The sequence below is a fragment of the Streptomyces sp. Go-475 genome, from assembly GCF_003330845.1.
Classification (GTDB): Bacteria; Actinomycetota; Actinomycetes; order Streptomycetales; family Streptomycetaceae; genus Streptomyces.
The window spans coordinates 4982152-5007639 of the sequence record NZ_CP026121.1 but is presented as its reverse complement, the minus strand read 5'-3'; the positions used below and the strand labels follow the sequence as shown (position 1 = coordinate 5007639).

The 25488-nt window shown below is 71.7% G+C and carries 26 protein-coding genes; 5 read left to right on the top strand and 21 right to left on the bottom strand.

Features of this window, described 5'->3' with window-relative positions; translation table 11 throughout:
* Nucleotides 1–136: 136 nt before the first annotated feature.
* The 6 genes from kstD to C1703_RS23100 all read right to left on the bottom strand — a co-directional run bounded on the left by kstD (nucleotide 137) and on the right by C1703_RS23100 (nucleotide 8639).
* Nucleotides 137–1927, bottom strand: coding sequence for a 3-oxosteroid 1-dehydrogenase (gene kstD, locus C1703_RS23125; protein WP_114254682.1), 1791 nt, complete (start codon nucleotides 1925–1927; stop codon nucleotides 137–139).
* A gap of 82 nt (nucleotides 1928–2009) precedes the next feature.
* Nucleotides 2010–3182: an MFS transporter gene (locus tag C1703_RS23120; protein WP_114254681.1), complete on the bottom strand. Its 1173-nt coding sequence runs from the start codon at nucleotides 3180–3182 to the stop codon at nucleotides 2010–2012.
* A 112-nt stretch (nucleotides 3183–3294) separates the two neighbouring features.
* Nucleotides 3295–3894, bottom strand: coding sequence for a TetR/AcrR family transcriptional regulator (locus C1703_RS23115; protein ID WP_114254680.1), 600 nt, complete (start codon nucleotides 3892–3894; stop codon nucleotides 3295–3297).
* An 83-nt stretch (nucleotides 3895–3977) separates the two neighbouring features.
* Nucleotides 3978–5099 (bottom strand): substrate-binding domain-containing protein, encoded by a 1122-nt coding sequence (locus C1703_RS23110; RefSeq protein ID WP_114254679.1) that lies wholly within the window; start codon nucleotides 5097–5099, stop codon nucleotides 3978–3980.
* A 106-nt stretch (nucleotides 5100–5205) separates the two neighbouring features.
* Nucleotides 5206–7125 (bottom strand): AMP-dependent synthetase/ligase, encoded by a 1920-nt coding sequence (locus C1703_RS23105; RefSeq protein ID WP_114254678.1) that lies wholly within the window; start codon nucleotides 7123–7125, stop codon nucleotides 5206–5208.
* A 230-nt stretch (nucleotides 7126–7355) separates the two neighbouring features.
* A complete protein-coding gene (locus C1703_RS23100; protein ID WP_114254677.1) occupies nucleotides 7356–8639 on the bottom strand; it encodes an acetyl-CoA C-acetyltransferase in 1284 nt (427 codons plus the stop codon).
* A 151-nt stretch (nucleotides 8640–8790) separates the two neighbouring features.
* Here C1703_RS23100 and C1703_RS23095 point away from each other — a divergent pair, with 151 nt between their 5' ends.
* A complete protein-coding gene (locus C1703_RS23095; RefSeq protein ID WP_114254676.1) occupies nucleotides 8791–10098 on the top strand; it encodes a 3-oxoacyl-ACP reductase in 1308 nt (435 codons plus the stop codon).
* The gene (locus C1703_RS23090) at nucleotides 10098–10958 is read left to right on the top strand and encodes a MaoC/PaaZ C-terminal domain-containing protein (RefSeq protein WP_114254675.1); all 861 of its coding nucleotides are present in this window, start codon (nucleotides 10098–10100) and stop codon (nucleotides 10956–10958) included. The genes C1703_RS23095 and C1703_RS23090 overlap by 1 nt, the downstream gene beginning before the upstream one ends.
* Here the strand turns inward: C1703_RS23090 and C1703_RS23085 are convergent.
* The 9 genes from C1703_RS23085 to C1703_RS23050 form a co-directional block, all read right to left on the bottom strand.
* Nucleotides 10946–11611 carry a TetR/AcrR family transcriptional regulator gene (locus tag C1703_RS23085; RefSeq protein ID WP_114254674.1) on the bottom strand — a complete coding sequence of 222 codons (666 nt, stop codon included), beginning with the start codon at nucleotides 11609–11611 and terminating at the stop codon, nucleotides 10946–10948. The genes C1703_RS23090 and C1703_RS23085 overlap by 13 nt on opposite strands.
* A 106-nt stretch (nucleotides 11612–11717) precedes the next feature.
* Entirely contained in the window at nucleotides 11718–13019 is a 1302-nt protein-coding gene (locus C1703_RS23080; RefSeq protein WP_114254673.1) for a dicarboxylate/amino acid:cation symporter, read from the bottom strand.
* A 64-nt stretch (nucleotides 13020–13083) separates the two neighbouring features.
* Nucleotides 13084–13185 carry a putative leader peptide gene (locus C1703_RS40320; protein ID WP_343236404.1) on the bottom strand — a complete coding sequence of 34 codons (102 nt, stop codon included), beginning with the start codon at nucleotides 13183–13185 and terminating at the stop codon, nucleotides 13084–13086.
* A gap of 144 nt (nucleotides 13186–13329) precedes the next feature.
* Nucleotides 13330–13629 (bottom strand): DUF4229 domain-containing protein, encoded by a 300-nt coding sequence (locus tag C1703_RS23075; protein ID WP_114254672.1) that lies wholly within the window; start codon nucleotides 13627–13629, stop codon nucleotides 13330–13332.
* A gap of 75 nt (nucleotides 13630–13704) precedes the next feature.
* Nucleotides 13705–14229: a GNAT family N-acetyltransferase gene (locus C1703_RS23070; protein ID WP_114254671.1), complete on the bottom strand. Its 525-nt coding sequence runs from the start codon at nucleotides 14227–14229 to the stop codon at nucleotides 13705–13707.
* Nucleotides 14230–14245: 16 nt separating this feature from the next.
* Complete coding sequence (locus C1703_RS23065) at nucleotides 14246–14896, bottom strand: UdgX family uracil-DNA binding protein (RefSeq protein WP_114254670.1); 651 nt, start codon at nucleotides 14894–14896, stop codon at nucleotides 14246–14248.
* A gap of 24 nt (nucleotides 14897–14920) precedes the next feature.
* On the bottom strand, nucleotides 14921–16084 hold the full coding sequence (gene mqnE / locus C1703_RS23060; RefSeq protein ID WP_114254669.1) for an aminofutalosine synthase MqnE: 1164 nt from the start codon (nucleotides 16082–16084) through the stop codon (nucleotides 14921–14923).
* A 37-nt stretch (nucleotides 16085–16121) separates the two neighbouring features.
* Entirely contained in the window at nucleotides 16122–16577 is a 456-nt protein-coding gene (locus C1703_RS23055) for an Lrp/AsnC family transcriptional regulator (protein ID WP_031117078.1), read from the bottom strand.
* Nucleotides 16578–16634: 57 nt separating this feature from the next.
* Nucleotides 16635–17321 carry a UbiX family flavin prenyltransferase gene (locus tag C1703_RS23050; protein WP_114254668.1) on the bottom strand — a complete coding sequence of 229 codons (687 nt, stop codon included), beginning with the start codon at nucleotides 17319–17321 and terminating at the stop codon, nucleotides 16635–16637.
* Nucleotides 17322–17412: 91 nt separating this feature from the next.
* Between C1703_RS23050 and C1703_RS23045 the strand changes: the two genes are divergently transcribed.
* A complete protein-coding gene (locus C1703_RS23045; RefSeq protein ID WP_114254667.1) occupies nucleotides 17413–18015 on the top strand; it encodes a rhomboid family intramembrane serine protease in 603 nt (200 codons plus the stop codon).
* Here C1703_RS23045 and mqnP read toward each other — a convergent pair.
* Both mqnP and C1703_RS23035 read right to left on the bottom strand, forming a co-directional pair.
* Nucleotides 18005–18907 carry a menaquinone biosynthesis prenyltransferase MqnP gene (gene mqnP / locus C1703_RS23040; protein WP_114254666.1) on the bottom strand — a complete coding sequence of 301 codons (903 nt, stop codon included), beginning with the start codon at nucleotides 18905–18907 and terminating at the stop codon, nucleotides 18005–18007. The two genes, C1703_RS23045 and mqnP, sit on opposite strands and share 11 nt — an antisense overlap.
* Nucleotides 18904–20355: a menaquinone biosynthesis decarboxylase gene (locus tag C1703_RS23035; protein ID WP_114254665.1), complete on the bottom strand. Its 1452-nt coding sequence runs from the start codon at nucleotides 20353–20355 to the stop codon at nucleotides 18904–18906. The genes mqnP and C1703_RS23035 overlap by 4 nt, the downstream gene beginning before the upstream one ends.
* Nucleotides 20356–20423: 68 nt before the next feature.
* Here C1703_RS23035 and C1703_RS23030 point away from each other — a divergent pair, with 68 nt between their 5' ends.
* A complete protein-coding gene (locus tag C1703_RS23030; protein ID WP_114254664.1) occupies nucleotides 20424–20717 on the top strand; it encodes a PLD nuclease N-terminal domain-containing protein in 294 nt (97 codons plus the stop codon).
* Between the two features lie 3 nt (nucleotides 20718–20720).
* Here the strand turns inward: C1703_RS23030 and C1703_RS39825 are convergent, their stop codons facing one another.
* Both C1703_RS39825 and C1703_RS23020 read right to left on the bottom strand, forming a co-directional pair.
* On the bottom strand, nucleotides 20721–20831 hold the full coding sequence (locus C1703_RS39825) for a DUF397 domain-containing protein (protein ID WP_232840777.1): 111 nt from the start codon (nucleotides 20829–20831) through the stop codon (nucleotides 20721–20723).
* The gene (locus C1703_RS23020; RefSeq protein ID WP_114254662.1) at nucleotides 20779–21738 is read right to left on the bottom strand and encodes a helix-turn-helix transcriptional regulator; all 960 of its coding nucleotides are present in this window, start codon (nucleotides 21736–21738) and stop codon (nucleotides 20779–20781) included. Before C1703_RS23020 ends, C1703_RS39825 begins: the two co-directional genes overlap by 53 nt.
* Nucleotides 21739–21843: 105 nt before the next feature.
* Between C1703_RS23020 and C1703_RS40315 the strand changes: the two genes are divergently transcribed.
* Entirely contained in the window at nucleotides 21844–22452 is a 609-nt protein-coding gene (locus C1703_RS40315) for a hypothetical protein (RefSeq protein WP_114254661.1), read from the top strand.
* 14 nt (nucleotides 22453–22466) lie between these two features.
* On the opposite strand, the gene C1703_RS23010 is transcribed toward C1703_RS40315, so the two are convergent.
* Together C1703_RS23010 and uvrA are read right to left on the bottom strand one after the other, a co-directional pair.
* On the bottom strand, nucleotides 22467–22883 hold the full coding sequence (locus C1703_RS23010) for a DUF6281 family protein (RefSeq protein ID WP_114254660.1): 417 nt from the start codon (nucleotides 22881–22883) through the stop codon (nucleotides 22467–22469).
* An 88-nt stretch (nucleotides 22884–22971) separates the two neighbouring features.
* A complete protein-coding gene (gene uvrA / locus C1703_RS23005) occupies nucleotides 22972–25419 on the bottom strand; it encodes an excinuclease ABC subunit UvrA (protein WP_114254659.1) in 2448 nt (815 codons plus the stop codon).
* Nucleotides 25420–25488 lie beyond the last annotated feature (69 nt).

Below are 25488 nucleotides of genomic sequence, written 5' to 3'. Positions count from 1 at the left end.
CGGGCAGGCCCCGGCGGCGGTCGCGTAGGCCCGGGCAGGCCCCGGCGGCGGTCGCGTGGGGCCCAGGTGGCAGGCCCCGGCGGCCGGCGCGGACGCCCCCCCTCGGCGCAGCCGCCCGGGAAAGCGACCAGAGCCCCTACAACACCCCCGCGACATCCCTCGCCGCGATGTACCCGAACGTCATCGCCGGGCCGATCGTCGAGCCCGCCCCGGCGTAGCTGTGGCCCATGACCGCCCCGCTCGCGTTGCCCGCGGCGTACAGGCCCGGGATCGCCGAGCCGTCCTCGCGCAGCACGCGGGCGCGGGCGTCCGTGCGGAGGCCGCCCTTGGTGCCGAGGTCGCCGGGAACGACGCGGAAGGCGTGGTAGGGCGGGAGCCGGAGGGGGGCCAGGCAGGAGTTCGGGAGGACCGACGGGTCCGTGTAGTAGTGGTCGTAGGCGCTGTCGCCGCGGTGGTGGTCGGGGTCCGCGCCGCGCAGGGCGTGGGTGTTGAAGCGGTCGATCGTGGTGCGCAGGGCCGCCGGCGGGGCGCCGATCGACGCGGCCAGGGCGTCCAGCGTCCAGGCCTTGTGCGCGGCGCCGGAGTCGTACCACCCGGCGGGCAGCGGCAGCGTCGGGGCGATGTCCTTGAAGAGGTACCGGTTGCGGTAGTTCTGGTCGACGATCAGCCAGGACGGGATGGCCGGGTCGGTGTCGTGGACGTCGTACATGGTGTGGACGACGTCGCCGTACGGGGCGGCTTCGTTGACGTAGCGCCGGCCCGAGGCGTTGACCAGCAGGCCGCCGGGGAGTGTGCGTTCCGCGAGGCAGAAGTACGGCTGGCCGGGCAGCGGGATCATCGGGCCCCACCACGCGTCGTCCATCAGGTCGAGGGCGGCGCCGAGCCGCTCCCCCGCGCGGATGCCGTCGCCGGTGTTCTCCTTCGCGCCGATCGTCCAGTCCGTGCCGATGGGCGGGCGCTGGAAGCGTTCGCGCATCGCCGCGTTGTGCTCGAAGCCGCCGGAGCCGACGATCACGCCCCGGCGGGCGCGGACCAGGCCGGGGGCGCCGTCGCGGGTGACGACGGCTCCGGTGACGGTGCCGTTCTCGACGTGCAGGTCCGTCAGCGGGGTGTTCAGCCACACCGGCACCCCGGAGGAGGCGAGCCCCGCGCGCAGGCCCGCCGCGAGGGCCTGGCCCATGGTGAGGGGTTTCTGCCCGAGCAGCGCCGCCTTCGTGCCCCGGGCGAGGCACTGCGCGGCGACCGCGGCGCCCCGGGCGTTCACGGCGGCCAGGGCGAGCCACTTGTAGTCGGCGCTGAAGACGACCATGCCGGCGGGGACGTCCATGTACGGCGGGTTGAGCCGGGCCAGTTCGGCGCCGAGGACCGTGCCGTCGAGCTGGTCGGGTTCGATGGAGCGGCCGTTCGGCAGGCCGCCGGGCAGCTCGGGGTAGTAGTCGCTGTAGCCCTCCATCCAGCGGAAGCGCAGGGGGCTGTGGGCCATGACGAGGGAGAGCGCCGCCGGGCCGTGGGCGAGGAAGGCGCGCTGCCGGTCGGCGGGGACGTCCGGGCCGACGACCGCGGCGAGGTAGGCGGCGGCCTTGGCGGGGGTGTCCGGGACGCCGGCCGCGAGGATCACCGGGTTGTTCGGGATCCAGATCCCGGCGCCGGAGCGGGCGGCCGATCCGCCGAAGGTCGGCGCCTTCTCCAGGACGACGCAGCTCAGGCCCTGCCGGGCCGCGGTCAGCGCGGCGGTCATCCCGGCGGCGCCCGACCCGATGACGACGACGTCGTAGGTGCCGAGCGGGCGTAAGTCGGCGGCCCGGGCGCCCTGTTGGACTCCCGCGGCGACGGCGAGCCCGGCCCCGGCGGCACCGGCCAGCAGTCGTCTTCGGGACGGCGTTCCCGGCGGTCCGGGAGTTGCTGCGGAGTTCGTACCTGTGGTCATGGCGGCTCCAGCCCGGCTCGGGAAGGTGAGAGGGGTGGGGACTGTCGCGCGGGGGTCTTGTGAAGTCAAGGCCCGTTGGCCGTCAAGGGAGTTCGGCCGCGACACCGGCAGGCGTCCTGGAACGCCCGGAGGTGTACTCGGGCAGCAGCGTCACCAGTCCGAGGACGGCCATGCCGGCTCCGAGCCAGAGGGCGGCGCGCAGTCCCCAGGCGTCGATGGCGACGGCGCCGAGGGAGGAGCCGAGGATGACGCCGAGGGTGATGAAGGAGGAGTGGATGGTGTTGACCAGGGGGCCCGCGTTGGCGGTCCGCTGGACGCGGGTGACCATCGCCGGGTTCATGGTGACGCCGGCCAGCCCGATGCCCAGCATGCAGACGACGGCGGGGACGGGCAGCTCGGCGAGGAGCGCGAAGCCCGTGAGGAACAGCGCGTTGAGGAGCAGGCCGGCGGTGAGGACGGGCACGGTCCGCCGGTCGGCGAGGCGGCCGACGACGGTGTTGCCGACGACGGTGGCGGCGCCGTAGGCGATGAGCAGGACGGGGACGGTGCCGCTGGAGAAGCCGGTGACCTCGGTGAGGATCGGGTTGAAGTAGCTGAAGGCGGAGAAGGTCGCGCCGATGATCAGGGTGCTGGTGGACAGCACCAGCCACAGCCTCGGGTTCCGGAAGACGCCGAGTTCCTCGCGGAGTCCGCCCCCGCTGCCGGGGCGCGCGAGGCGCGGTACGCCGACGAGGGTCACGGCCGCGGCGACCAGGGCCAGGCCCGAGATCGCCCAGAACGCGGCGCGCCAGCCGAACCGCTCGCCGACCAGGGTGGACAGGGGCAGGCCGAGCAGCGTGCCGAGCATCAGCCCGTTCATGACGACCGCGATGGCCCGGCCGCGCAGCTCGGGGCGGGCGAGCTGGACGCACAGGGAGACGGCGACGCCGAAGAAGGCCTGGGAGGCCACGCCGGTGATGATCCGGGCGGCCGTCATCACGGCGTAGCCGGGTGCGGTCGCGGCCAGGACGTTGCCCGCCAGGAAGATCGCGAAGAGGCTCATCAGGGCGGTGCGGGGGGCGAGTTTCCCCACCGCCATGGTGAGGAGGGGGCCGCCGGCCGCCATGGCCGCGGCGAAGACGGTGATCAAGTAGCCGATCTGCGGGACGGTGACGTGCAGGCCCTCCGCCATCTGGGGCATCAGCCCGGCGACCACGAACTCGCTGGTCACCATGGCGAAGATGCCGAGCGCCAGGACGTATACGGCACGGGGCACGGTGAGGCTCCTACTCTTCTGCGGCAGTTATGTATCGAGCAGTTCAAAAGTTATGTATCGAGCAGTTCAAAACAGGGGCACGCGAAAGCCCGAGGGCTCCCTCGGGGCGGGTTCAGGGCGTGAGCGCGCCCATGGCGGTCTCGGCGATCATCTCCAGCTCAGCCCGGCCGGCGCCGCCCTGGCTGGAGACGCGCAGCCCGGCGACCGTCGCGTTGAGGAACCGGGCGAGCGCCTCCGGGTCACGCGCGGCGGTGATGCTGCCGTCGCGCCGGCCCTGCTCCAGCACGGCCCGGTAGGCGGCGAGGCGCCGGGCGGTGTCGCGCTCCAGCACCGCGGCCGCCGCGGGGTCACGGCCGGCCAGCTCCACGACGGTGTTGACGCCCAGGCAGCCGAGGGCCCGACCGGAGTCGATCCGGCACTCCGCCTCGCTCTCGACGACCTGGGCGAGCAGCGCGCGCACACGGTCGGCGGCCGGCCGCTCCACGTCGTCCAGCACCGCCGTCTGCACCGCCGTCATGGTGTCCAGGTAGTGCGCGAGCGCCCGTTCGAACAGGTCGTGCTTGCTCTGGAACGTGTTGTAGATGCTGCTGCGCCCCAGACCGGTGGCGTCGCACAGGTCCTGGGTCGAGGTGGCCTCGTAACCCCTCTCCCAGAACACGCGCATCGCCGCGTCCAGGGCCCGCTCCTCGTCGAACTTCCTCGGCCGGGCCATGGCGGCACGCTAGCACGTTTTGAACTGGTGGTTCCAATACCCGATACCCTGGGGGGCCGCTCCATGACCGCCCGGCGGTCGCCCTACTCCAGCCCGATCGCCGCGCAGTCCGCCTTGTACTTCGGCGTGCAGATGTCCTTCACGGTGTACACGCCGTCCGTGATCACCGTCTCCTTGATGTTGTCCTTGGTGAGGGCGACCACCGGCACCAGCATCGCCGGGATGTTCTTCTGCGTCGGGCTGTCGACCGTCTCCCGGGTCAGCGCGGCGAACTCGATCGAGCGGCCCTGGACCTTCGCCACGGCGATCTTCGCGGCGTTCGTCGCCTCCAGCAGGAAGGACTTGTACACCGTCATGTACTGCTCCCCGGACACGATCCGCTGCACGGCGTCCAGGTTGGCGTCCTGCCCGGTCACGGGCGGCAGCTTGGTGGCGCCCGCCTCCTTCATCGCCTCGATGACGGCGCCCGCCATGCCGTCGTTGGCGGAGTAGACGGCGGCGATGTTGTTCAGCCCGACTTCCTTGATCGCCTTCTCCATGTTCGCCTTGGCGATCGCCGGCTTCCACTCCTTGGTGTCGTACTGCCGGACGATGTCGACCTGGCCCTGGAGTTCGCCGAGCGCGCCCTGCTTGAACCGTGCCGTGTTCGGGTCGGCGGGGTCGCCGTTCATCATGACGACCTTGCTCTTCTCGGCGTTCTCGCCGAGTTCGCCCAGGATGGCGCGGCCCTGCACCTGGCCGACGAGTTCGTTGTCGTGGGAGACGTAGGCGTCGATCGGGCCCTCGGCGAGCCGGTCGTAGGCGACGACCGGGATGCCGGCGTCCTTGGCCTTCTGCACGTCCGGGGCGATGGCCTTGGCGTTCAGCGCGTCGACGAGGATGACGTCCACCTTGTCGTCGATCATCTGCCGGAACTGCTCGCTCTGCCGGGAGACGCTCGCCTCGGCGTTGGCGTAGCGGACCTTGCCCTTGTCCTCGGTGAGGGAGGCGACCTCCTGCTTGATGAGCGGGTAGTCGAACTTCTCGAAGCGGGCCGTGTCCCGGTCGGGCAGCAGCAGGCCCACCGTGATGTCGTTGCCCTTCTTCACGACGGCGTCGTCACTCCCCTCGCCGCCGCACGCGGTGAGGGACATGACCGACACGGAGGCCGCCAGGGCTATCGCGACGGGGCGCACAGCGGTCCGGCGGGTGTTACGCGCTTTCACTGGTGGTGCCTTCCGATGGGGGGGCATCGCTACGAGGTGGCTGAAAGCCAACGGGCATACGCCGTGCGCCGTCAAGAAGCACGTGTGAAGGGATCGCAAAGGTGCGTCACCGCGTGTACAGGGCTTCCACCTCGGCCGCGAACGTGCGCAGGACCGCTTCGCGGCGGAGTTTCATCGACGGGGTCAGGTGGCCCGCTTCCTCGGTGAAGTCGTGGGGGAGGACGGCGAAGCGGCGGATGGACTCCGGGCGGGAGACCAGCTTGTTGGCCTCGTCGACGGCACGCTGGAGGACGGCGCGGAGTTCCTCGTCGTCGACGAGGAGTGCGGGCGGCACGGGGTGTTTGCCGTTCATGCGGCGCCAGTGGGTGATGCCGGCCTCGTCGAGGGTGATCAGGGCACTGACGTAGGGGCGGCCGTCGCCGAGGACGAGGCACTGGGAGATCAGCGGGTGGGAGCGCAGCCAGTTCTCCAGGGGCGCCGGGGCGACGGACTTGCCGCCCGCGGTGATGAGGAGTTCCTTCTTGCGGCCGGTGATCGTGAGGTAGCCCTCGTCGTCCAGTTCGCCGAGGTCGCCGGTGGCGAGCCAGCCGTCGGGGGCGGCGGGGACGACACCGCCGGCCTGCGGGTCCCAGTAGCCGCGCAGGACGTGGTCGCCGGCGACGAGGATCTCGCCGTCGGCGGCGATGCGGACGCGGGTGCCGGGCAGGGGCCAGCCGACCGTGCCCAGGCGGGGTTTCAGGGGCGGGGTGACGGTCGACGCGCCGGTGGTCTCGGTCAGGCCGTAGCCCTCGAAGATCTCGATGCCGGCACCGGCGTAGAACGCGGCGAGGCGGCGGCCGAGCGGTGAGCCGCCGCAGATGGCGTAGCGGACCCTGCCGCCCATGGCGTTGCGGATGCGACGGTAGACCAGCGGGTCGTAGAAGGCGCGGGCGGCCTTCAGGGCACGGGTGGGGCCGGGGCCGGTGCCCGTCTGGGCGGCCTCCGTGGCCTCCCCGTAGCGCTGGGCCACCGCCACCGCGCGGTCGAACGACGTCAGCCGGCCGCCCGCCTCGGCCTTGGCGCGGGCGGTGTTGAAGACCTTCTCCAGCATGTACGGGATGGCCAGCAGACAGGTCGGCCGGAAGCTCGCCAGGTCCGGCAGCAGGTCCTCCGCCTTGATGCTCGGCGCGTGCCCGAGCCGTACCCGGGCCCGGACGCAGGCGATGGCCACCATGCGGCCGAAGACGTGGGACATGGGCAGGAACAGCAGGACGGAGGCCTCTTCGCTGGTCCTGGCCCGGAAGACGGGGTAGAGCAGCTCGATGGCGTTGTCGACCTCGGCGAAGAAGTTGCCGTGGGTGAGCGCGCAGCCCTTGGGGCGGCCCGTGGTGCCCGAGGTGTAGACGAGGGTGGCGAGGGTGTCGGGGCCGAGCATGCCGCGCCGCACCTCGACCTCCTGGTCGGGCAGGTGCGCGCCGGCCTCCGCGAGCCGGTCCACGTGTCCCTTCTCCACGACCCACACGTGCTTGAGGTCGGGCAGGCGATCCCGCTCGGGGCCGAGGGCGGCGGCCTGCCCGGTGGTCTCGGTGACGAGGGCGACCGCGCCGGAGTCCTGGAGGATCCAGCGGGCCTGGAAGACGGAGGACGTGGGGTAGACGGGGACGGTGACCAGACCGGCCGCCCAGGCCGCGAAGTCCAGGACGGTCCACTCGTAGATCGTGCGGGCCATCACGGCGACCCGGTCGCCCGGCAGCAGCCCCTCGGCGATCAGCCCCTTCGCCACGGCCAGCACCTGGTCGGCGAACTGCGTCGCGGTGACGTCGCTCCAGCGGCCGTCGGCGTCCTTGCGGCTGAGCACCACGGCGCCCGGGTGCGCGCTCGCGTTGTCGAACGGCAGGTCGGCGAGCGACCCGTGCGTCCACGGCGGCGCCAGCGGCGGCACGGACGCCTCCCGCACCGCGCCGTCCAGCCGCCGCACCTCGGGGGCGACCAGGGCCGGCCCGCCGTACACGTCGCCGTAGGCGGAGGAGGGATACGCAGTGGACACGGGCGGCTCCTGGGGCGTGCAGCGGTGAAACTGCTTGCTGCATGACGTACGTGCCTCGCACGCCGAGGCGCTCAACCGGCGGAACCCCAAAAAATGGGTTACTGACGGTAGGAACGGGATCGTACGGCCCTTGCGTGGCGGGTCTGTGCGGGTTCGGGGGTGGTCCGGAGCCAGGCCTGTGCATTCTCGGGGGTTACGTGAGGGTCTCTCAGGTTCGGTTTGCCGGGCGGTCAGGCGCGCTCCAGGATCGCCGTCACCCCCTGCCCGCCCGCCGCGCACACGGAGATCAACCCCCGGGCGGGCGCGTCCCGTTCGGCGAGCAGCTTGGCCAGGGTGGCGACGATCCGGGCGCCGGTGGCGGCGAAGGGGTGGCCGGTGGCGAGGGAGGAGCCGGCGACGTTCAGCCGGGCGCGGTCCACCTGGCCGAGGCCGCGCTTCTCCCAGGCGGCGAGCGTGGCCAGCACCTGGGAGGCGAACGCCTCGTGGATCTCGACGAGGTCGAAGTCGTCCAGGCCGAGTCCGGCCCGCTCCAGCATGCGCGGGACCGCGTACGCCGGTGCCATGAGCAGCCCGTCCTCGCCGTCGGCGACATCGCCGCCCACGAAGTCGACGGCCGCCGTCTCGTACGCCGTCAGGTACGCCAGCGGTTCCAGGCCGCGCTCCCGGGCCCACTCCTCGCTCGCCAGCAGGACGGTCGCGGCACCGTCCGTCAGGGGTGTCGAGTTCCCGGCCGTCATGGTCGGGTCGGGGTGGCCGAGGCCGAACACGGGCTTCAGGACGGCCAGTTTCTCCGGGGTCGAGCCGGGCCGCAGGTTCTGGTCGCGGGCCAGGCCGCGGAAGGGGATCACCAGGTCCTCGAAGAAGCCGCGTTCGTACGCCGCCGCCAGCCGCTGGTGGCTGGTCGCGGCGAGTTGGTCCTGGGCCGCGCGGCCGATGCCCCAGGCGCGGGCGGTGACGGCGGCGTGTTCGCCCATGGACAGGCCGGTGCGCGGCTCGGCGTTGCGCGGGATGTCGGGGACGAGGTGGCCCGGGCGCACCTTCGCCAGGGCCTTCGTCCGGCCGCCCAGCGTCTTCGCCCGGCGGGCTTCCAGCAGGATCCGGCGCAGGGAGTCGTTGACGCCGAGGGGCGCGTCGCTCGCGGTGTCGGCGCCGCCCGCGATCGCCGAGTCGGTCTGGCCGAGGGCGATCTTGTTGGCGGCGGCGATGACGGCCTGGAGGCCGGTGCCGCAGGCCTGCTGGATGTCGTAGGCGGGGGTGCGCGGGTGGAGCCGGGAGCCGAGGACGGTCTCGCGGGCGAGGTTGAAGTCGCGGCTGTGCTTGAGGACCGCGCCGGCGACGAACTCCCCGACCGCGCCCGGCTCCTGGAGGCCGTACCGCTCGACGAGGCCGTCGAGGGCGGCGGTGAGCATCTGCTGGTTGGAGGCGGTGGCGTAGGGGCCGTCGGAGCGGGCGAAGGGGATGCGCGCTCCGCCGATGACCGCCACGCGCCGCACCGACATCTTCTGGGGGCTCATCTCGACCTGCTCCTCGCCTGTGACGTAGCCTTACCTCCGGTAACCTTACTCCAGAGTAAGCAGAATTGCCCGTGCACTGCCGTGCACTGCCGTGCACTGCCGTGCACTGTGTGCCCTCGCACTGAGCCGTCGTCGGAAGCTGGGAGTCGCCATGGCCGACCGTTATCTGAGCTTCACCGCCACCGGGCCCGGCCGTTTCCTCACCCGCCGGCTCGGTCTGCCGCAGCCCGCGGCCCTGGCCCGCTGGTCCCCCGAGCGGCCCGCCCTGGACGGCGGACTGCGCCACCTCACGGCCGGCGCGTCCGGCCTGGACCTGGCGCCGGTCCTCGCCCGCACCGGGATCGGCCCGGCCGGTGCCGACCGGGCGGGCGCCGTCGTTCTGGACGCGACCGGGGTGCGGGACGTGGAGGGGCTGGCCGAGGTCCACGCCGCCCTGCACCCCGTCGTCCGGTCGGTCGCGGCGAGCGGCCGCGTGGTCGTGCTCGGCGCCCCGCTCGACCCGGCCGACCACCACCAGGCGGCGGCCCAGCAGGCCCTGGAGGGCTTCACGCGCTCGCTCGGCAAGGAGATCGGCCGGGGCAGGACCGTGAACCTGGTCCGCCTCACGGACGCCTCGGCCGCCGAGTCCACGCTGCGGTTCCTGCTGTCGCCCAAGTCGGCGTACGTGAGCGGGCAGGTGATCGAGGTGGGCCCGCCCCAGGAGACCGCCGGCCCCGTCGACTGGGACCGCCCCCTCACCGGCCGCACCGCCCTCGTCACCGGCGCCGCCCGCGGTATCGGCGAGGCCGTCGCCGAGACGCTCGCCCGGGACGGCGCCCGGGTCGTCGTCCTCGATGTGCCGCAGGCCGGGCAGGACGCCCGGCGCGTCGCCGACCGGCTCGGCGGCACCGCCCTGCTCCTCGACATCACCGCCGCCGACGCGGGAGCCCGGATCGCCGAGGCCCTGCCGGACGGCCTGGACCTGCTGGTCCACAACGCGGGCATCACCCGCGACCGGCGGCTGGTGAACATGCCGGCCGAGCGCTGGATCTCCGTGCTGGAGGTCAACCTGGCGAGCGTGCTGCGCACGACGGACGCCCTGCTGAAGGCGGGGACGCTGCGGCGCGGCGGCTCGATCGTCGCCACGGCCTCGATCGCGGGTCTCGCCGGCAACGCGGGGCAGACCAACTACGGGGCGAGCAAGGCGGGCGTCGTCGGCCTGGTCCGCTCCCTGGCGCCGCGCGCGCTCGCGGAGCACGGCGTGAGCGTCAACGCGGTCGCGCCGGGCTTCATCGAGACGAGGATGACGGCCGCGATCCCGCTGTTCATCCGCGAGGCGGGCCGCCGCATGAACTCCCTCGCACAGGGCGGACTCCCCGTCGACGTCGCCGAGACCACCGCCTGGCTCGCGCACCCGGCCTCGGGCGCCGTCAACGGCCAGATCGTCCGCGTCTGCGGGCAGAGCCTGCTGGGGGCGTGATGGCCGGCCCCACCGCTCTCGTCCTCACCGGGTCCCCCTCCCTGGCGCCGCTCCTCGCCCGCGGCGCCCTGCTGTCCCCCTTCAAACGCCCGGCCCCCGACGCGGAGTTCCCCCGCGCCCGGCTCGTCCTGCCCGGTCTGCGCGTCGACCTCGCGCGGCTGGTGGCCTACGAGCGGGTCTGCGGGTTCCCGACCGGGGCGGACGCGCTGCCGGTGACGTATCCGCACGTGCTGGGCTTCCCCCTGGCCATGCGGCTGATGAGCGGCCGGGACTTCCCGCTGCCGCTGCTCGGCCTCGTCCACACGTCGATCACGATCACGCGGCACGCCCCGATGCCGGCGTCCGGCGCCTACGAACTCTCCGTCCACGTCGCGGGGTTGGCCCCGCACCGGCGCGGCACCGCGGCCTCGGTCGTCACCGAGGTGCGCGGCGCCGGTGACGTCGTGTGGGAGTCGACGAGCACCTACCTGGCCCGGCACCGCACCGGGCAGTCCGCCGAGGTTCCCGGGGCTCCCCGGGAGGACGAGCCGCGCGAGCCGCTGCCCCAGGTCGCCGAGTGGCGGCTCGGCGGCGATGTCGGACGGCGTTACGCGTCCGCCTCCGGCGACCGCAACCCGATCCACCTCCACCCGCTCACCGCCCGGCTGTTCGGCTTCCCCCGGGCCATCGCCCACGGCATGTGGACGGTGGCCCGCTGCCTGGCCGCGCACGGCACGCCGGACTCCTGCCGGGTACGGGCGGACTTCAAGGCGCCGGTCCCGCTGCCCGGGACGGTCACGTACGCGGCGGAGGGCGGCCGCTTCGAACTGCGCGGCCGGGAGGACCGGCCGCATGTGACGGGGGACGTCTACCCGACGTGAGCCTCCGGCGGCTCCTCCGGGGGCGACCAGGGCCGGTCCGCCATGAGGTCGCCGAGGCCGGCCCAGGCGAAGTTCATCATCGTGGCCGCCGCCTGGCGGGCGGTGACGCCCGGGGTGGCGTTGGCCCAGGCGGCGAGCGACTCGGCGGCGCCGACCAGCGCTTCGGCGAGCCCGGCGACCTCGCGCTCGGGGAGGTCGGGGTCGCGGTGGGCCTCGCGGGCCCCGGCGAGGATCAGCTGCGTCACGAACGCGACGATCTCCTCGCGCATCGCGGCGACCTCGGCGGCGAACGGCTCGCCGTGCGTACGGGCCTGGAGGTGCAGGACCGACCAGGCGTCGGGGTTCTCGGCGGTGTGGGCGAAGAACGCGCGGAGGCCTTCCCACAGTTGCCGGTCGGCGGGCAGGTCGCGGCGGACGCCGGCCCGTACGGCCTCGACGAGGGCTCCCGCCTCCCGGCGGATGCAGGCGGTGAAGAGGTCTTCCTTCGAGTTCAGGTACAGGTAGACCAACGGCTTGGAGACGCCCGCGAGTTCGGCTATCTCGTCCATCGACGCGGCCATGTAGCCGCGTTGGCCGAAGATCCGCACGGCGGCGTCCAGCATCTGCTGTTCACGGACCGCACGCGGCATCCGCTTCGTCTTCACGGCACCCATACCGCTTAGCGTACGGGCCTCCCGGCCGGCCCTCGGCCGGGAAAGCGCCAAGGCCGGCCCTCGACGGGGAAACCCGCCCAGGACCGGCCGGGGGGCCGTCGGTGCGTCAGGCGGCCGCGGGCACCTGCTCGGGCCGCGCGTCCCGCGGCTCGTCCAGGGCGGAGCCGTCGGCCGTGGCGTAGGCGTCCCGGTCGAGCAGGTTCTCGCGGGCCGAGACCAGGACCGGGATCAGCGCCTGCCCGGCGACGTTGGTCGCGGTGCGGATCATGTCCAGGATCGGGTCGATCGCGAGGAGCAGGCCCACGCCCTCCATCGGCAGGCCGAGGGTGGAGAGGGTGAGGGTCAGCATGACCGTCGCGCCGGTGAGGCCGGCGGTGGCGGCGGAGCCGACGACCGAGACGAACGCGATCAGCAGGTAGTCGCCGACGCCCAGCTGGATGTCGAAGATCTGCGCGACGAAGATCGCGGCGATGGCCGGGTAGATCGCGGCGCAGCCGTCCATCTTGGTCGTGGCGCCGAACGGCACCGCGAAGGACGCGTACTCCTTCGGCACGCCGAGCCGCTCGGTGACCTTCTGGGTCAGCGGCATGGTGCCGACCGAGGAGCGGGAGACGAAGGCCAGCTGGATCGCGGGCCAGGCGCCCTTGAAGAACTGGACCGGGTTGGCCTTGGCGACGGTCGCGAGCAGCGTCGGGTAGACGCCGAACAGCACGACGAGGCAGCCGATGTAGATGTCGGCGGTGAAGGTCGCGTACTTGCCGATCAGGTCCCAGCCGTAGGTGGCGATGGCGTGGCCGATGAGGCCGACCGTGCCGATCGGGGCGAGCCGGATGACCCACCACAGCGCCTTCTGGAGCAGGCTGAGGACGGACTCGCTGAGGGTGAGGATCGGCTGGGCCTTCTCGCCGAGCTGGAGGGCGGCGATGCCGGCGACGGCGGCCATGAAGACGATCTGCAGCACGTTCAGCTCGGTGAACGGCGTGATGACGTCGGTCGGCACGATGCCGGTGAGGAAGTCGATCCAGGAGCCGGTCGTCTCGGGCTTCGCGCCGTCCTTGGGCGTGAGGCCGGTACCGGCACCGGGGTTGGTCACCAGGCCGATGATCAGGCCGATGCTCACCGCGATCAGCGAGGTGATCATGAACCACAGGAGGGTGCGCGAGGCCAGGCGGGCCGCGTTGTTGACCTTCCGCAGGTTGGTGATCGACACCAGGATCGCGAAGAAGACGAGCGGGGCGACGGCGAGCTTCAGCAGCCCGATGAAGGTGTCGCCGACCTTCTCCAGGGTCGTGACCAGCCAGGAGAGGTCCTGGTCACGGGCGAGCCACCCGAGCAGCACACCGAGGACGAGACCGGCGATGATCTGGGCCCAGAAGGGCACCTTGAAAGAATTCAGGCGTGAGGACACGGACTGACTCCGTTGGGGGACGCGTAGGGGAACTGACGTGGGAGACGACGGGGGTTGCGTTACGTCAGGGACGACAGAAAGCGGACGCGCACCGACAGAGATCCACGTGCAGACGCGCCACGAGCGGAAGGCTCCGGGGCGGAAGGGACGCGACTGCTGACTTCATAGCATCGACCTTAACACCTGAACTTTGAGGACCCCAAAGCCTGGCTTTGATAGGTGACGGGGCACACACACCCATACAAGGCAAAGCGCCCCGTTTCCGAGCAAGTACGGAAACGGGGCGCCGCGAGGCGTGTACGCGGGGATGTTACGAGGTCTGCCCCTGGGCCCGGGCGGTGTCGTCGGCCACGTCCTCCTGGCTGCGGTTGGCGTCCAGGTTGGCCTTCATCCGGTCGACCCGCCGGGCGACCTGGATGGACGCCCGGTCCCGCTCCTTGCGCAGCACGACGAAGCTGATCGGCGCGGAGACGAGCAGGGCGAGCAGCACGACCCACAGGCCGTTGCTCGCGCCGAGGCCGCGCGGGGCGAGGCCGGAGTAGACGGCGCCCCAGACGACCACGAGGCAGCCCACGAAGATTCCGAGGCGCATCAGCGTGTAGCGGAGCATCTCAATCCACTCTTCCGATTCCAAAAGGGGCCAGTGTTCAGTGAAGCACGCCGCACGGCCGATCTTGCACGGGGGTCAGTTCAGCGGCAGGAGCATGATCACGTCATCGCGGTCGTCGCCCGGCGCGACCCGGATGGCGCCCGGGATCCGGCCGACCTCCTTGTAGCCGCACGCCTCGTAGAACCGCTCCAGCCCGAGCCCGCCCCGGCACGTCAGCCGGATCGCCTCGATGCCCTCGCAGCCCCGGGCCGCGTCCGCCGCCGCGGCCAGCAGATCGCGGCCGTACCCCTTCCCCTGGTGCCGCGGATGCACCATCACGGTGTACAGCCACAGCCAGTGGACCATCAGGTGGTGCGTGTTGAACGTGAGGAACGCGGTCGCCGCGACCCGCCCCTCCTCGTCATGTCCGACGAGGAGCCTGACCCGCCCTTCCGCCATCGACGCGAAGTGCGTCAGCAGCTGGGGCCGGACCTCCTCACGCGTCACCGGCGGCACGAAGCCGACGGCCCCGCCGGCGTTGGACACGTCGGTCCACAGATCGAGGATGCCGTCGCGAAGATCCGGGGTGACGGCCGGGTCGAACGTGAAGGTAAGGGGCATGCAGGGATTCTAGCCATTACCCCAGGACCTGTGCGGCCACTTTCAGATCGGAGACCAGCCCTCGGTAGGCGGCCTCCCGGTCGTCGGCCCGCAGCACGGAGGACGGATGCACGGTCGGCACCAGCCGCTCGGGCCGCCCGTGGATCTCCTCCTCCAGCACGGTGCCGCGCACCTGCGTGACCCGGAAGGAGGAGCCGAGCAGCGCCTTCCCGGCGGTGGCCCCCAGTACGACGATCAGCTCCGGCTCGACGACCGCCAGCTCCGCGGCCAGCCAGGGCGCGCACGCGGTCATCTCGCGCAGGTTGGGCGCCTTGTGGATCCGCCGCTTGCGGGGCTCGGCCTGCGTGAACTTGAAGTGCTTCACGGCGTTGGTGACGTAGGCCTCGGCGGGATCGATCCCCGCCTCCGCCAGGGCGCGGTCCAGCAGCCGCCCGGCCGGCCCGACGAACGGCTTCCCCTGCCGGTCCTCCTGGTCCCCGGGCTGCTCCCCCACGAGCATGACCCGGGCATCCTTGCCGCCTTCCCCGAACACGGTCTGGGTGGCGTCCCGGTGCAGCGGGCACCCCCGGCAGTCGGCGGCGGCCTTCCGCAGAGCCGGAAGCCCACCCCGCTCGGGAACGAAGGGTTCAGCGGTATAGGCGTCCTCAGGCGCCTCGGTCCTGACCATGCCCTCCGGGTACCCACCCCGGCTTCACACCCGCATGGGCTGAGGTGATTCCCTGCGCTCGGGGTCGGGCCCGTCGTACTCCCGGATGATCTCGTACCGCGTGTTCCGCTCCACCGGCCGGAACCCCGCGTCGCGGATCAGATCCAGCAGATCCTCACGGGTCAGCTTGTTCGGCGTCCCGTAGTTGTCCGCGTCGTGCGTGATCTTGTACTCGACGACCGAGCCGTCCATGTCGTCCGCACCGTGCTGCAGCGCCAGCTGAGCCGTCTGCACCCCGTGCATCACCCAGAAGACCTTCACGTGCGGCACGTTGTCGAACAGCAGCCGCGACACGGCGAAGGTCTTCAGCGCCTCCGCACCGGTCGCCATCTGCGTCCGCGCCTGCAGCCGGTTGCGGACCTTCCCGTCCTGCATGTCGACGAAGTCGTGCTGGTACCGCAGCGGGATGAAGACCTGGAACCCGCCGGTCTCGTCCTGCAGCTCGCGCAGCCGCAGCACGTGGTCCACCCGGTGCCGCGGCTCCTCGATGTGCCCGTACAGCATCGTGCACGGGGTCTTCAGACCCTTCTCGTGCGCGAGCCGGTGGATGCGGGACCAGTCCTCCCAGTGGGTGCGGTGGTCCACGATGTGCTGCCGGACCTCCCAGTCGAAGATCTCCGCGCCGCCACCGGTCAGTGACTCCAGGCCCGCGTCGATCAACTCGTCCAGGATCTCGGACGCGCTCATCCCGGAGATCGTCTCGAAGTGGTGGATCTCCGTGGCCGTGAACGCCTTCAGCGAGACGTCCGGCAGCGCGGCCTTCAGCTCGCGCAGCGACCGCGGGTAGTACCGCCACGGCAGGTTCGGGTGCAGCCCGTTGACGATGTGCAGCTCGGTGAGGTTCTCCGACTCCATCGCCTTCGCGAGCTTCACGGCCTCCTCGATGCGCATCGTGTACGCGTCCTTCTCCCCCGGCTTGCGCTGGAAGGAGCAGTACGCGCAGGAGGCCGTGCACACGTTCGTCATGTTGAGGTGCCGGTTGACGTTGAAGTGCACGACGTCGCCGTTCTTGCGGGTGCGCACCTCGTGCGCGAGGCCGCCGAGCCAGGCCAGGTCGTCCGACTCGTACAGCGCGATGCCGTCCTCACGGGTCAGGCGCTCACCGGCCCTGACCTTCTCCTCCAGCTCGCGCTTGAGCCCGAGATCCATGCCCACACCTTTCTACGACGACGTCCCAACCGTACGACTACGCCTCTTCGGGCAGTTCCCCGACCCGGTTCTCCCACTTCGTGGACAGCACGATGGTCGTACGGGTCCGGGAGACGCCCTTGGTCCCGCTGAGCCGCCGGATGATCTTCTCCAGGCCGTCCACGTCCGCCGCCCGCACCTTGAGCATGTACGAGTCGTCGCCCGCGATGAACCAGCAGTCCTCGATCTCCGACAGGTCCCGCAGCCGCTGCGCCACGTCCTCGTGGTCCGTGGCGTCGGAGAGCGAGATGCCGATGAGGGCGGTGACGCCGAGGCCGAGCGAGGCGGCGTCGACGGTGGCCCGGTAGCCGGTGATGACCCCGGCCGCCTCCAGCCGGTTGATGCGGTCGGTGACGCTGGGTCCCGACAGTCCGACGAGGCGGCCCAGCTCCGCGTAGGAGGCCCGGCCGTTCTCCCTCAGGGCCTGGATGAGCTGCCTGTCCACCGCGTCCATTGCGATCGAAGCCTTCCGCTGAAGTTGTCTGTGAGTCCGATGGGTCCGGGGTCGTGCTCAGTCGGCGCGGTGCGCTCCGCCGCCGAGCTCACCTTGCCAACGGCGGTAGAGCCGGTGCGGCACGCCCGCCGCGTCGAGTACGCGTCCGGCGACGAAGTCCACCAGGTCCTGGATGTGCGTCGCGCCCGCGTAGAAGGCGGGTGAGGCGGGTACGACGGCCGCGCCCGCGTCGTCGAGGGTGACCAGGTGGCGCAGGGTCTGGCCGTTCAGCGGGGTCTCCCGTACGGCCACGATCAGCTTGCGTCCCTCCTTCAGGGTCACGCTCGCCGCCCGCTGCAACAGGTCCTTCGACAGCCCGAGCGCGACCCCGGCCACGCTCGCCGTCGAGGCGGGCACGATGAGCATGCCCTTGGTGGGGTACGACCCCGAGGAGGGGCCGGCGGCCAGGTCGCCGGCGCTCCAGTGCCGTACGGCGTCGATGTCCACGGAGAACGTGGCGGGCTTGCCGTCGGCGCCCCGGGACAGCCATGCGCGCAGGTCGTCCTGCCAGTGGGCGTCCCGGAAGGAGATCCCGGTCTCGTCGAGCAGGGTGAGCCGGGAGGCCCGGGACACCACGAGGTCGACGCTCTCGCCGGCGGCGAGGAGCGCGCGCAGCACGGCAGCGGCATACGGGGTGCCGGAGGCGCCCGACACCCCTACGATCCAAGGCGTACGGGGTGTCTCGCCTGGCTTGACTGGGTTCACAACACCGAGCCTATCCGGCGTCACGGGGTGGGAACCGGCCAAGGGGTGCGGGCCGTTGCACAGACGGGATGAGCGAGCACTGGGGGTCGCCATGTCGAACGTGGGAACCGGGTGGTCCCGGAGCGACCGGGCGATGGCCGCGGGCAAGCTGATGCTGGCCTGGATCGCGCTGCTGTGGCTGCTGGAAGTGGTGGACGCGGCGACGGGTCACGCGCTGGACGGCTTCGGCGTCACGCCACGCGACCCCTCCGAGCTGGTCGACGTCGTCCCGTCGGCCTTCATCCACTTCGGCTTCGCCCATCTGGCGGCGAACACCCTGCCGCTGCTGGTCCTGGGCTTCCTGGCGGCCCTCGCGGGTCTGCGCCGCTTCGTCCTCGTCTGCGCGCTGATCATCCTCGTCGACGGCCTGGGCGTCTGGCTCATATCCCCGGCGCACACGAACACGGCGGGCGCCTCCGGCCTGATCTTCGGTCTCTTCGGCTTCCTCCTGGTCAGCGGCTTCGTCGAGCGCCGCCCCTGGGGCATCCTGGCCGGCGTCCTCATAGCCGCGATCTGGGGCGGCTCCATCCTGGCGGGCCTGGCCCCGACGCAGAGCGGCGTGAGCTGGCAGGGCCACCTGCTGGGACTGCTGGCGGGTGTCGCGGCGGCGTTCGTGCTGCGCCGCCGCCCCGCGCCGCCCGCGCTCACACGGTGAGACCACGCACCAGCAGATCCAGCAGCGCGCACACGAACAGGGCAATTCCGATGAAGCCGTTGACGCTGAAGAACGCCCGGTTCACGCGGGAGAGGTCGTGGGGGCGGACGATGGAGTGCTCGTAGAGGAACGCGGCGGCGACGATGAGCAGGCCCAGCCAGAAGAAGGCGCCCGCGTCGGTGGCCAGGGCGTACCAGACGAACAGGGCCGTCGTGAGGGCGTGGCAGACCCGCGCGCCCCAGATGGCCGCCGGGATGCCGAAGCGCGCGGGGACGGACATGACGCCGATCTCGCGGTCGGTCTCCACGTCCTGGCAGGCGTAGATCAGGTCGAAGCCGCCGATCCAGATGCCGACGGCGAGACCGAGGATCACCGCGTCCCAGGACCAGGAGCCGGTGATCGCCAGCCAGCCGCCGACCGGGCCCATCGCCTGGGCGAGACCGAGGATGGCCTGCGGGAAGTTCGTGAACCGCTTGCCGTAGGGGTAGACCACCATCGGGATCACGGCGATCGGCGCCAGGGCCAGGCACAGGGGGTTCAGCAGGGCCGCCGCGCCCAGGAAGACCGCCAGGGCGATCAGCGCGCCCGTCCACGCGTGCTTCACCGACATCGCGCCGGTCACCAGCTCGCGGTGCGCCGTGCGCGGATTCCGCGCGTCGATCTCCCGGTCGATGATCCGGTTGACCGCCATGGCGAACGTCCGCAGCCCCACCATGCAGACGGTGACGAGCAGCAGCCGGCCCCAGTGGATGTTCTTGTCCCACTGGTACATCGCCGTGAGCGCGGCGATGTACGCGAAGGGCAGCGCGAAGACCGAGTGCTCGATCATCACCAGCCGCAGGAAGGCCTTGGTGCGTCCCGGCTGGGGGATCGCGGCGGAAGCGGAGGTCACAGGCCGTACTCCTTCCAGCGGCGGTCCACCTTCGCCGCCGTCTCCGGATCGGACTCCACCATGTCGGGCCAGCCGCCGTCGCGGGTGTAGCCCTCCTCGGGCCACTTCTTCGTCGCGTCGATCCCGGCCTTGCCGCCCCAGAACTGCTGGTAGGAAGCGTGGTCGAGGTGGTCGACGGGGCCTTCGACGATGCTGAGGTCCCGGGCGTAGTCCGTGTTGCCCAGCGCCCGCCAGGCCACCTCGTGCAGGTCGTGCACGTCGCAGTCGGAGTCGACGACCACGATCAGCTTGGTCAGCGACATCATGTGCGCGCCCCAGATGGCGTGCATGACCTTCTGCGCGTGCTTCGGGTACTTCTTGTCGATCGAGACGATCGCGCAGTTGTGGAAGCCGCCCGCCTCGGGCAGGTGGTAGTCCACGATGTCCGGCACGATGATCTTCAGCAGCGGCAGGAAGAAGCGTTCCGTCGCGCGGCCCAGCGGTCCGTCCTCCGTCGGCGGCCTGCCCACGACGATCGACTGGAGCAGCGGGCGCTTCCGCATCGTCACGCAGTCGATCTTCAGCGCCGGGAAGGGCTCCTGCGGCGTGTAGAAGCCGGTGTGGTCGCCGAAGGGGCCCTCGGGCAGCATCTCGCCCGGCTCCAGCCAGCCCTCGATCACGACCTCCGCCTGCGCCGGCACCTGGAGCGGCACGGTCTTGCAGTCGACCATCTCGATCCGCTTGCCCGCGAGGAACCCGGCGAACAGGTACTCGTCGATGTCCCCGGGCAGCGGCGCGGTGGAGGCGTACGTCACGGCGGGCGGGCAGCCGAAGGCGATCGCGACGGGCAGCCGCTCGCCGCGCCTGGCCGCCACCTGGTAGTGGTTCCGGCTGTCCTTGTGGATCTGCCAGTGCATGCCGATGGTGCGCCGGTCGTGCCGCTGGAGCCGGTACAGGCCGAGGTTGCGGATGCCCGTCTCCGGGTCCTTGGTGTGGGTCAGCCCCAGGTTGAAGAACGACCCGCCGTCCTTGGGCCAGGTGAACAGGGCGGGCAGCTGGTCGAGGTCGACGTCGTCCCCGGTGAGCACGACCTCCTGCACCGGGCCGTCCTTCACCTTCTTCGGCGGCACGTGCGTCATCGCGCCGAGCTTCCCGAAGGCCTCCCGCACGCCGACGAACCCGTGCGGCAGCTCGGGCTTCAGCAGCCCGCCGATCCGCTCCGAGATCTCCGCGTACGACTTCAGGCCCAGGGCCTTCAGCAGCCGCCGGTCCGTGCCGTACACGTTCATCGCGAGGGGCATGCTCGACCCGCGTACGTTCTCGAAGAGCAGCGCGGGGCCGCCGGCCTTCTGCACCCGGTCGACGATCTCCCCGACCTCCAGATACGGGTCGACCTCGGCCTTGATGCGCTTCAGGTCTCCCTCGCGCTCCAGTGCCCTGAGCAGGGAGCGAAGATCGTCGTAAGCCATGGGGTCCAGTATCCCCGAGCCGCTACCCTGGCCTGGAACCGCCCACCGCTTTCGCTGAGAGGCCGCGCATGCTCCGGGTACTGATGTTCCTCGTGCCGCTGGCGCTGAGCGTGTACGCGTTCATCGACTGCATCAGCACGAAGGACGACGACATCCGTCACATGCCCAAGCCGTTGTGGGCGATCCTCGTGCTGCTGTTTCCGCTCGTCGGCTCGATCTCCTGGCTGATCGCCGGCAAGAAGAGGAGCGCGGCGGGCCGTCCCCGTCCCGGGCAGTGGGTGGCGCCCGACGACAACCCCGAGTTCCTGAAGTCCCTGGACGACGAGAAGAAGGACGAGGATCCCAAGCGGGACGAGCCGTAGCGCTCAGAGAGCGGCGGTGAACGCGGACCAGGCGGACCGGGTCACGAGCAGGACCGGCCCATCAGGGTTCTTGCTGTCGCGGACGGGGACGGTTTCGGGGAAACCGGGGGCTATTTCGATGCAGTTGCCGCCGTTTTCGCCGCTGTAGCTGCTCTTGATCCAGTTCGCCGCGCAGAGTTCGTGCCTGTTCATGCTGCTCGTACCCCTTCATCGCGTCGCTGATCAGGGCGACGGACTCGCGGACTGACAGAGCGTCTGCCCTGAGCACATCATAGGTGTGGCTATGACGTGTGTAGACGGTCGGATCGTCGCTGAAGTGGCCACGGTCCAGCGACTCCGAGTACACCCACCGGTGCCCGTCGGGCAGCTCGATCAGCGACATGGAGACGTTGGGCCGGAGCAGCTCCGAGAAGCTTGCCGGGGCGACCTGGATACGGATGTTGGGGCGCTGCCCGACGCTGAGTAGATGGGCACACTGGTCCCGCATGATCCCCGGGTTGCCGACCACGTTGCGCAGGCAGCTCTCGTCCAGGACGGCGATGTACAGCGGACCCCCCTCAGCCAGGAATCGCCGCTGCCGACTCAGTCGGGCACGGGCCCGCTCCTCGACCTCCTCGCCGCTGGCGACACGCGCGAACAGCGCACGGACGTAATCACCGGTCTGCAACAGCCCCGGGATCAACCGCTCCTGGTACTCCCGGAGGGCGACCGCCTCCTCGTCCATCTCTGCTCGCCGCCGGAACCAGTCAGGATGCTCCACCTGCGGATACCAGTCGATCCGGCCCCACAGCCGAAACAACACCCCACCCGTCCCCAGGAGTTCGTCACAGGTCTTGGCGAACGAGTCCTGCGGCACCCGCGTCCCCGCCTCCACCCGCGCCACATGCGACCGGTCGCACGGGATCTGCCGCGCCAGACCCTCCTGCGTGAGCAGCGCCGCCTCGCGGAAGTGCCGCAGCACCTCCCCGAACACGGCCGCCGTACTCGCCCCCGACTCCGCCCCGCCGTTCCGTCGGCTCACCGCTCCCCCCTCCGTGACAGTGCACCGGTGTCACACGCCAAGCATTGAACCGGACCATTCCCGTGCGCAACGCTCGGTACACCGAGAGTGACGGAGGTGCACGAAATGGAACCGGGAACGCTCGTCTACGACCAGCGGGCGCGCAGGGTCGGCGAGTACCAGGACAGGTCCGGCCCGCACGTGATGCTGCGCCCGGTCGGCGGCGGCCGGGAGTGGCAGGCGGACGTGGCCGAGATCCGGGTGGCGACGCTGGACGAACGGCTCAGCGCGGGCGTCCGCGCGCTCAACGAGCGGTCGAGGGAAGGGCTGTCGGCCGATCCGACCCGGCCCCCGGTGCCCGTGCCGGGATGCGCGGCGTGCGAGGAGCTGGCCGTCCGGCGGGACCGCGCACGGGCGGCGTTCGACGGAAGTGCCGTGACGGACGCGAACGTCCTGCTGCGCCAGCACCAGCGCAAGGAGCACGGCGGGGAACCGGCGTCCGGCCGCAGGGTGTTCCGGTACGTGCCGTACACGATCGTGCAGGACGCGTCGGCCCTGCCGGAGTACCAGGCGTACTGCGTCTCCGGTGCGGACGCGGACTGCGGGGCGAGTTCGGGGCCGTGTCCGTCGCCCGGCGAGGTGGAGGAGTGGCAGCGCAGGCACACGCAGGAGACGCGGCACCTGCGCTACCGCCGCAGCTTCGCCGACTACGCGGTGCTGGAGCGGCAGGGCTGAGGCGCGGGCGGGTGTCAGGAGCGGTCGGTCAGCTTCCGCAGCTCCGGCGGGAGTTCCTCGACGTTGTCGGCGACGACGAGACGGTACTCGCCGGGGTCCTCGGCCACCGCGATGGCGACCGCGGGGTCCACGCCCGGCAGGGCGAACGCGGTCATCGGGGCCGGGCCCTCCCCGTCGTCGCCGTCGCCGGGTGTGTCGTCGCAGGCCGCGCGGGTGGCGGTGCCGAGCGACTCCGCCACGGGGACGTCCGTCTCCTGTCTCCCGAGGTAGTCGCGGCTGTCGTACTCGACGACGTAGGCGCAGGACGCCTCGGGCCGCGCGCCGTCGTCGTCCGGGGACGCCGGCGCGCAGGCCACGGACAGCGGGGCGAGGGCCGCCGCCAGCAGGGCCCAGGCGGGGCCGCGGCCCGCGCGCGGGGGTGACGCCTTCATCGGTGGGCCTTCATCGGTACGCCTCCTTGTGGAGCCTCGGCTCCGGCCGGGTGATACGCACCGAAGACGCGCGGGCGGGCCGGTCGGTTCAGTTTCCGGGCGCTCCCTGCGCCACCAGCTGTCCCCCGCCCGCACCGCCCTGCGGTCCCAGGTCGATCAGCCAGTCGGAGGCCCGGATGACATCGACGTTGTGCTCGATGGTGACGACCGAGTGCCCGGCGTCGACGAGGCGCTGGAGGACGTCGAGGAGGCGGGCGGTGTCGGCGGAGTGCAGGCCCGTCGTCGGCTCGTCGAGGAGGTACAGGGCGCGGCCCGTCGTCCGCCGGCCGAGTTCCTTGGCGAGTTTCAGGCGCTGGGCCTCGCCGCCGGAGAGGGTGGTGGCGGGCTGGCCGAGGGGCAGGTAGCCGAGGCCGACGTCGGCCATGCGGCGCAGCCGGGCGGCGACCGGCGGGACGTCCGCGAAGACGCCCAGCGCCTCGTCCACCGTCGCTTCGAGCACCTCGGCGATGTCGTGTCCCTCGTACCGGACGGACAGCACCTCCGGCCGGAACCGGCGGCCCTTGCACCCCGGGCAGCGCACCTCCACCGCCGGGAGGAAGTGCATCCGGACGGTGAGCACGCCCGCGCCCTCGCAGCGTTCGCAGCGTCCGCCCGGGACGTTGAAGGAGAAGTGCCCGGCGGTGAGGGCGCCCCGGCTGCGGGCCGCGAAGACCTCGCGGATCGGGGTGAAGACGTCCGAGTAGGTCGCCGCGTTGGAGCGCGGGAGGCGGCTGATGGGCTCCTGGTCGATGAGGACGGCCTTGGACAGGTGCTCCCAGCCGTCGATGCCGTCGTGCTCGGCGGGCAGTTCCCCGGCCCGGTGGAAGTGCCGGCGGGCGGCCCGGCCGAGGATGTCCAGCAGCAGCGTCGACTTGCCGGAGCCGGACGGGCCCGTGACCGTGACCAGGCGGCGCAGCGGTATCCGTACGGTCAGGTCCTTGAGGTTGTGGGCGCGGGCCCCGCGGATCACCACGGCCGTGTCGCTGTCGCCGCGTGCGCGGGACGGGGGTACGGAGAGCCGGCCCGACAGGTACGCGCCGGTCACCGAGCCCTCGGTCCGGGCGACCTCCTCGGGCGTGCCCGCGGCGACGATCCGGCCGCCGTCGCGGCCCGCGCCCGGGCCGACGTCGACCACGTGGTCCGCGGCGCGCAGCACCTCCAGGTCGTGCTCGATGACCAGCACGGTGTTGCCGAGGTCGCGCAGGCGGCGCAGGACGTCGACGAGGCGGGCGGTGTCCGAGGGGTGCAGGCCGATGGTGGGCTCGTCGAGGACGTAGAGGACGCCGGTCAGTCCGGAGCCGAGCAGGGCGGCCAGGCGCAGGCGCTGCGTCTCCCCGGCGGAGAGGCTGGGCGTGGCCTGGCCCAGGGTGAGGTAGCCGACGCCGACGTCCACCAGGCGCCGCACCCGCTCCTTGAGGTCGGCGACGACCGGCTCCACGAGCAGCCACTCGTCGCCGTCCGACCGGTGGCGCAGGCCGGTCAGCCAGGTGGCGAGGTCGGTCAGCGGAAGTCCGGCCGCGTCGACGATGGAGAGGCCGTGCACGGTCACCGCCCGGCTCTCCGCCCGCAGCCGCGTCCCTCCGCACTCCGTGCAGGGCTGCTTCACCAGGCCCTGCTGCTCGGCCCGTTCGCGGTAGTCGGGGTCGTCGGCGCGCTCGGTGTAGCGGCGCAGCAGGGCCGTCGCGACGCCTTCGAAGCGGCCCGCGGAGACGGTGGCCGGTGGGGCGGTGTCGGGGAAGTGCCGCCGCAACTCGGGGCTTTCGACGCCGTGCAGCAGCAAGTCCCGTAGCGGTGCGTCCATGTCGTCGACCGGCCGGCCGTCGTCGAAGGCGAGGCCGTAGTGCGCGGCGGCGGCGCGCAGCACCGGCAGGGCCCACTCGGTGTACTTGGCGTTCCAGCCGCGTACCGCCCCCTCGGCGACGGACCGGGAGCCGTCCAGGAGGCGCTGTGGGTCGGGCCGGATGACCTCGCCGAGGCCGGTGCAGGCCGGGCAGGCGCCGGCGGGCTTGTTGAAGGAGAAGGAGCCCATGACGAGTTCGGGCACGAGGGTGCCGCAGTGCGGGCAGGGCCGCTGCTCGGCCTCGGCGTCCTCGTCGGGCTCGGTGTCGTCGGCGTACGCGGGCGGGATGCCCTGCCCGCAGCCCGGGCACGGCCGTACGCCGATGCGCGACCAGAGCAGGCGCAGGTAGGTGAACACCTCGGTGACGGTGCCGACCGTGGAGCGCGGGCTGCGGTTGGTGTGGTGCTGGTCGACGCTGATGGACGGGGACAGGCCGGTGATCGAGTCGACGGCGGGCTTGCTGACCAGGCCGGTGACCATGCCCAGCGACTCCAGGTACTGCCGCTGGCCCTCCCGGTGGAGGGTGTCGAAGGCGAGGGTGGACTTGCCGGAGCCGGACAGGCCGGTCAGGACGATCAGCTTGTTCTTCGGGAGGGAGAGGGAGACGTTCCGCAGGTTGTGGAGGCGCGCACCGGTGACGTGAATGCAGGAGTCCATTCCTTCAAGTCTTCCATTGAAGTCCGGTATTGAGACTTCGGAGCTGCGGAGGCGGCTTCTCCTGCCATA

Excerpts from the sequence above, each read along its gene's own strand:
- C1703_RS23095 (WP_114254676.1), top strand. The coding sequence starts at position 8,791 with ATGGCCGACCGTTATCTGAGCTTCACCGCCACCGGGCCCGGCCGTTTC.
- C1703_RS23075 (WP_114254672.1), bottom strand. The coding sequence starts at position 13,629 with ATGCTCCGCTACACGCTGATGCGCCTCGGAATCTTCGTGGGCTGCCTC.
- C1703_RS40320 (WP_343236404.1), bottom strand. The coding sequence starts at position 13,185 with ATGAAGTCAGCAGTCGCGTCCCTTCCGCCCCGGAGCCTTCCGCTCGTG.
- C1703_RS23045 (WP_114254667.1), top strand. The coding sequence starts at position 17,413 with ATGTCGAACGTGGGAACCGGGTGGTCCCGGAGCGACCGGGCGATGGCC.
- C1703_RS23055 (WP_031117078.1), bottom strand. The coding sequence starts at position 16,577 with ATGGACGCGGTGGACAGGCAGCTCATCCAGGCCCTGAGGGAGAACGGC.
- C1703_RS23100 (WP_114254677.1), bottom strand. The coding sequence starts at position 8,639 with ATGAGCCCCCAGAAGATGTCGGTGCGGCGCGTGGCGGTCATCGGCGGA.
- C1703_RS23115 (WP_114254680.1), bottom strand. The coding sequence starts at position 3,894 with ATGGCCCGGCCGAGGAAGTTCGACGAGGAGCGGGCCCTGGACGCGGCG.
- C1703_RS23035 (WP_114254665.1), bottom strand. The coding sequence starts at position 20,355 with ATGGCTTACGACGATCTTCGCTCCCTGCTCAGGGCACTGGAGCGCGAG.
- kstD (WP_114254682.1), bottom strand. The coding sequence starts at position 1,927 with ATGACCACAGGTACGAACTCCGCAGCAACTCCCGGACCGCCGGGAACG.
- C1703_RS23065 (WP_114254670.1), bottom strand. The coding sequence starts at position 14,896 with ATGGTCAGGACCGAGGCGCCTGAGGACGCCTATACCGCTGAACCCTTC.
- mqnE (WP_114254669.1), bottom strand. The coding sequence starts at position 16,084 with ATGGATCTCGGGCTCAAGCGCGAGCTGGAGGAGAAGGTCAGGGCCGGT.
- C1703_RS23010 (WP_114254660.1), bottom strand. The coding sequence starts at position 22,883 with ATGAAGGCGTCACCCCCGCGCGCGGGCCGCGGCCCCGCCTGGGCCCTG.
- C1703_RS23090 (WP_114254675.1), top strand. The coding sequence starts at position 10,098 with ATGGCCGGCCCCACCGCTCTCGTCCTCACCGGGTCCCCCTCCCTGGCG.
- uvrA (WP_114254659.1), bottom strand. The coding sequence starts at position 25,419 with ATGGACTCCTGCATTCACGTCACCGGTGCGCGCCTCCACAACCTGCGG.
- C1703_RS23070 (WP_114254671.1), bottom strand. The coding sequence starts at position 14,229 with ATGCCCCTTACCTTCACGTTCGACCCGGCCGTCACCCCGGATCTTCGC.
- C1703_RS23085 (WP_114254674.1), bottom strand. The coding sequence starts at position 11,611 with ATGGGTGCCGTGAAGACGAAGCGGATGCCGCGTGCGGTCCGTGAACAG.
- C1703_RS40315 (WP_114254661.1), top strand. The coding sequence starts at position 21,844 with ATGGAACCGGGAACGCTCGTCTACGACCAGCGGGCGCGCAGGGTCGGC.
- C1703_RS23030 (WP_114254664.1), top strand. The coding sequence starts at position 20,424 with ATGCTCCGGGTACTGATGTTCCTCGTGCCGCTGGCGCTGAGCGTGTAC.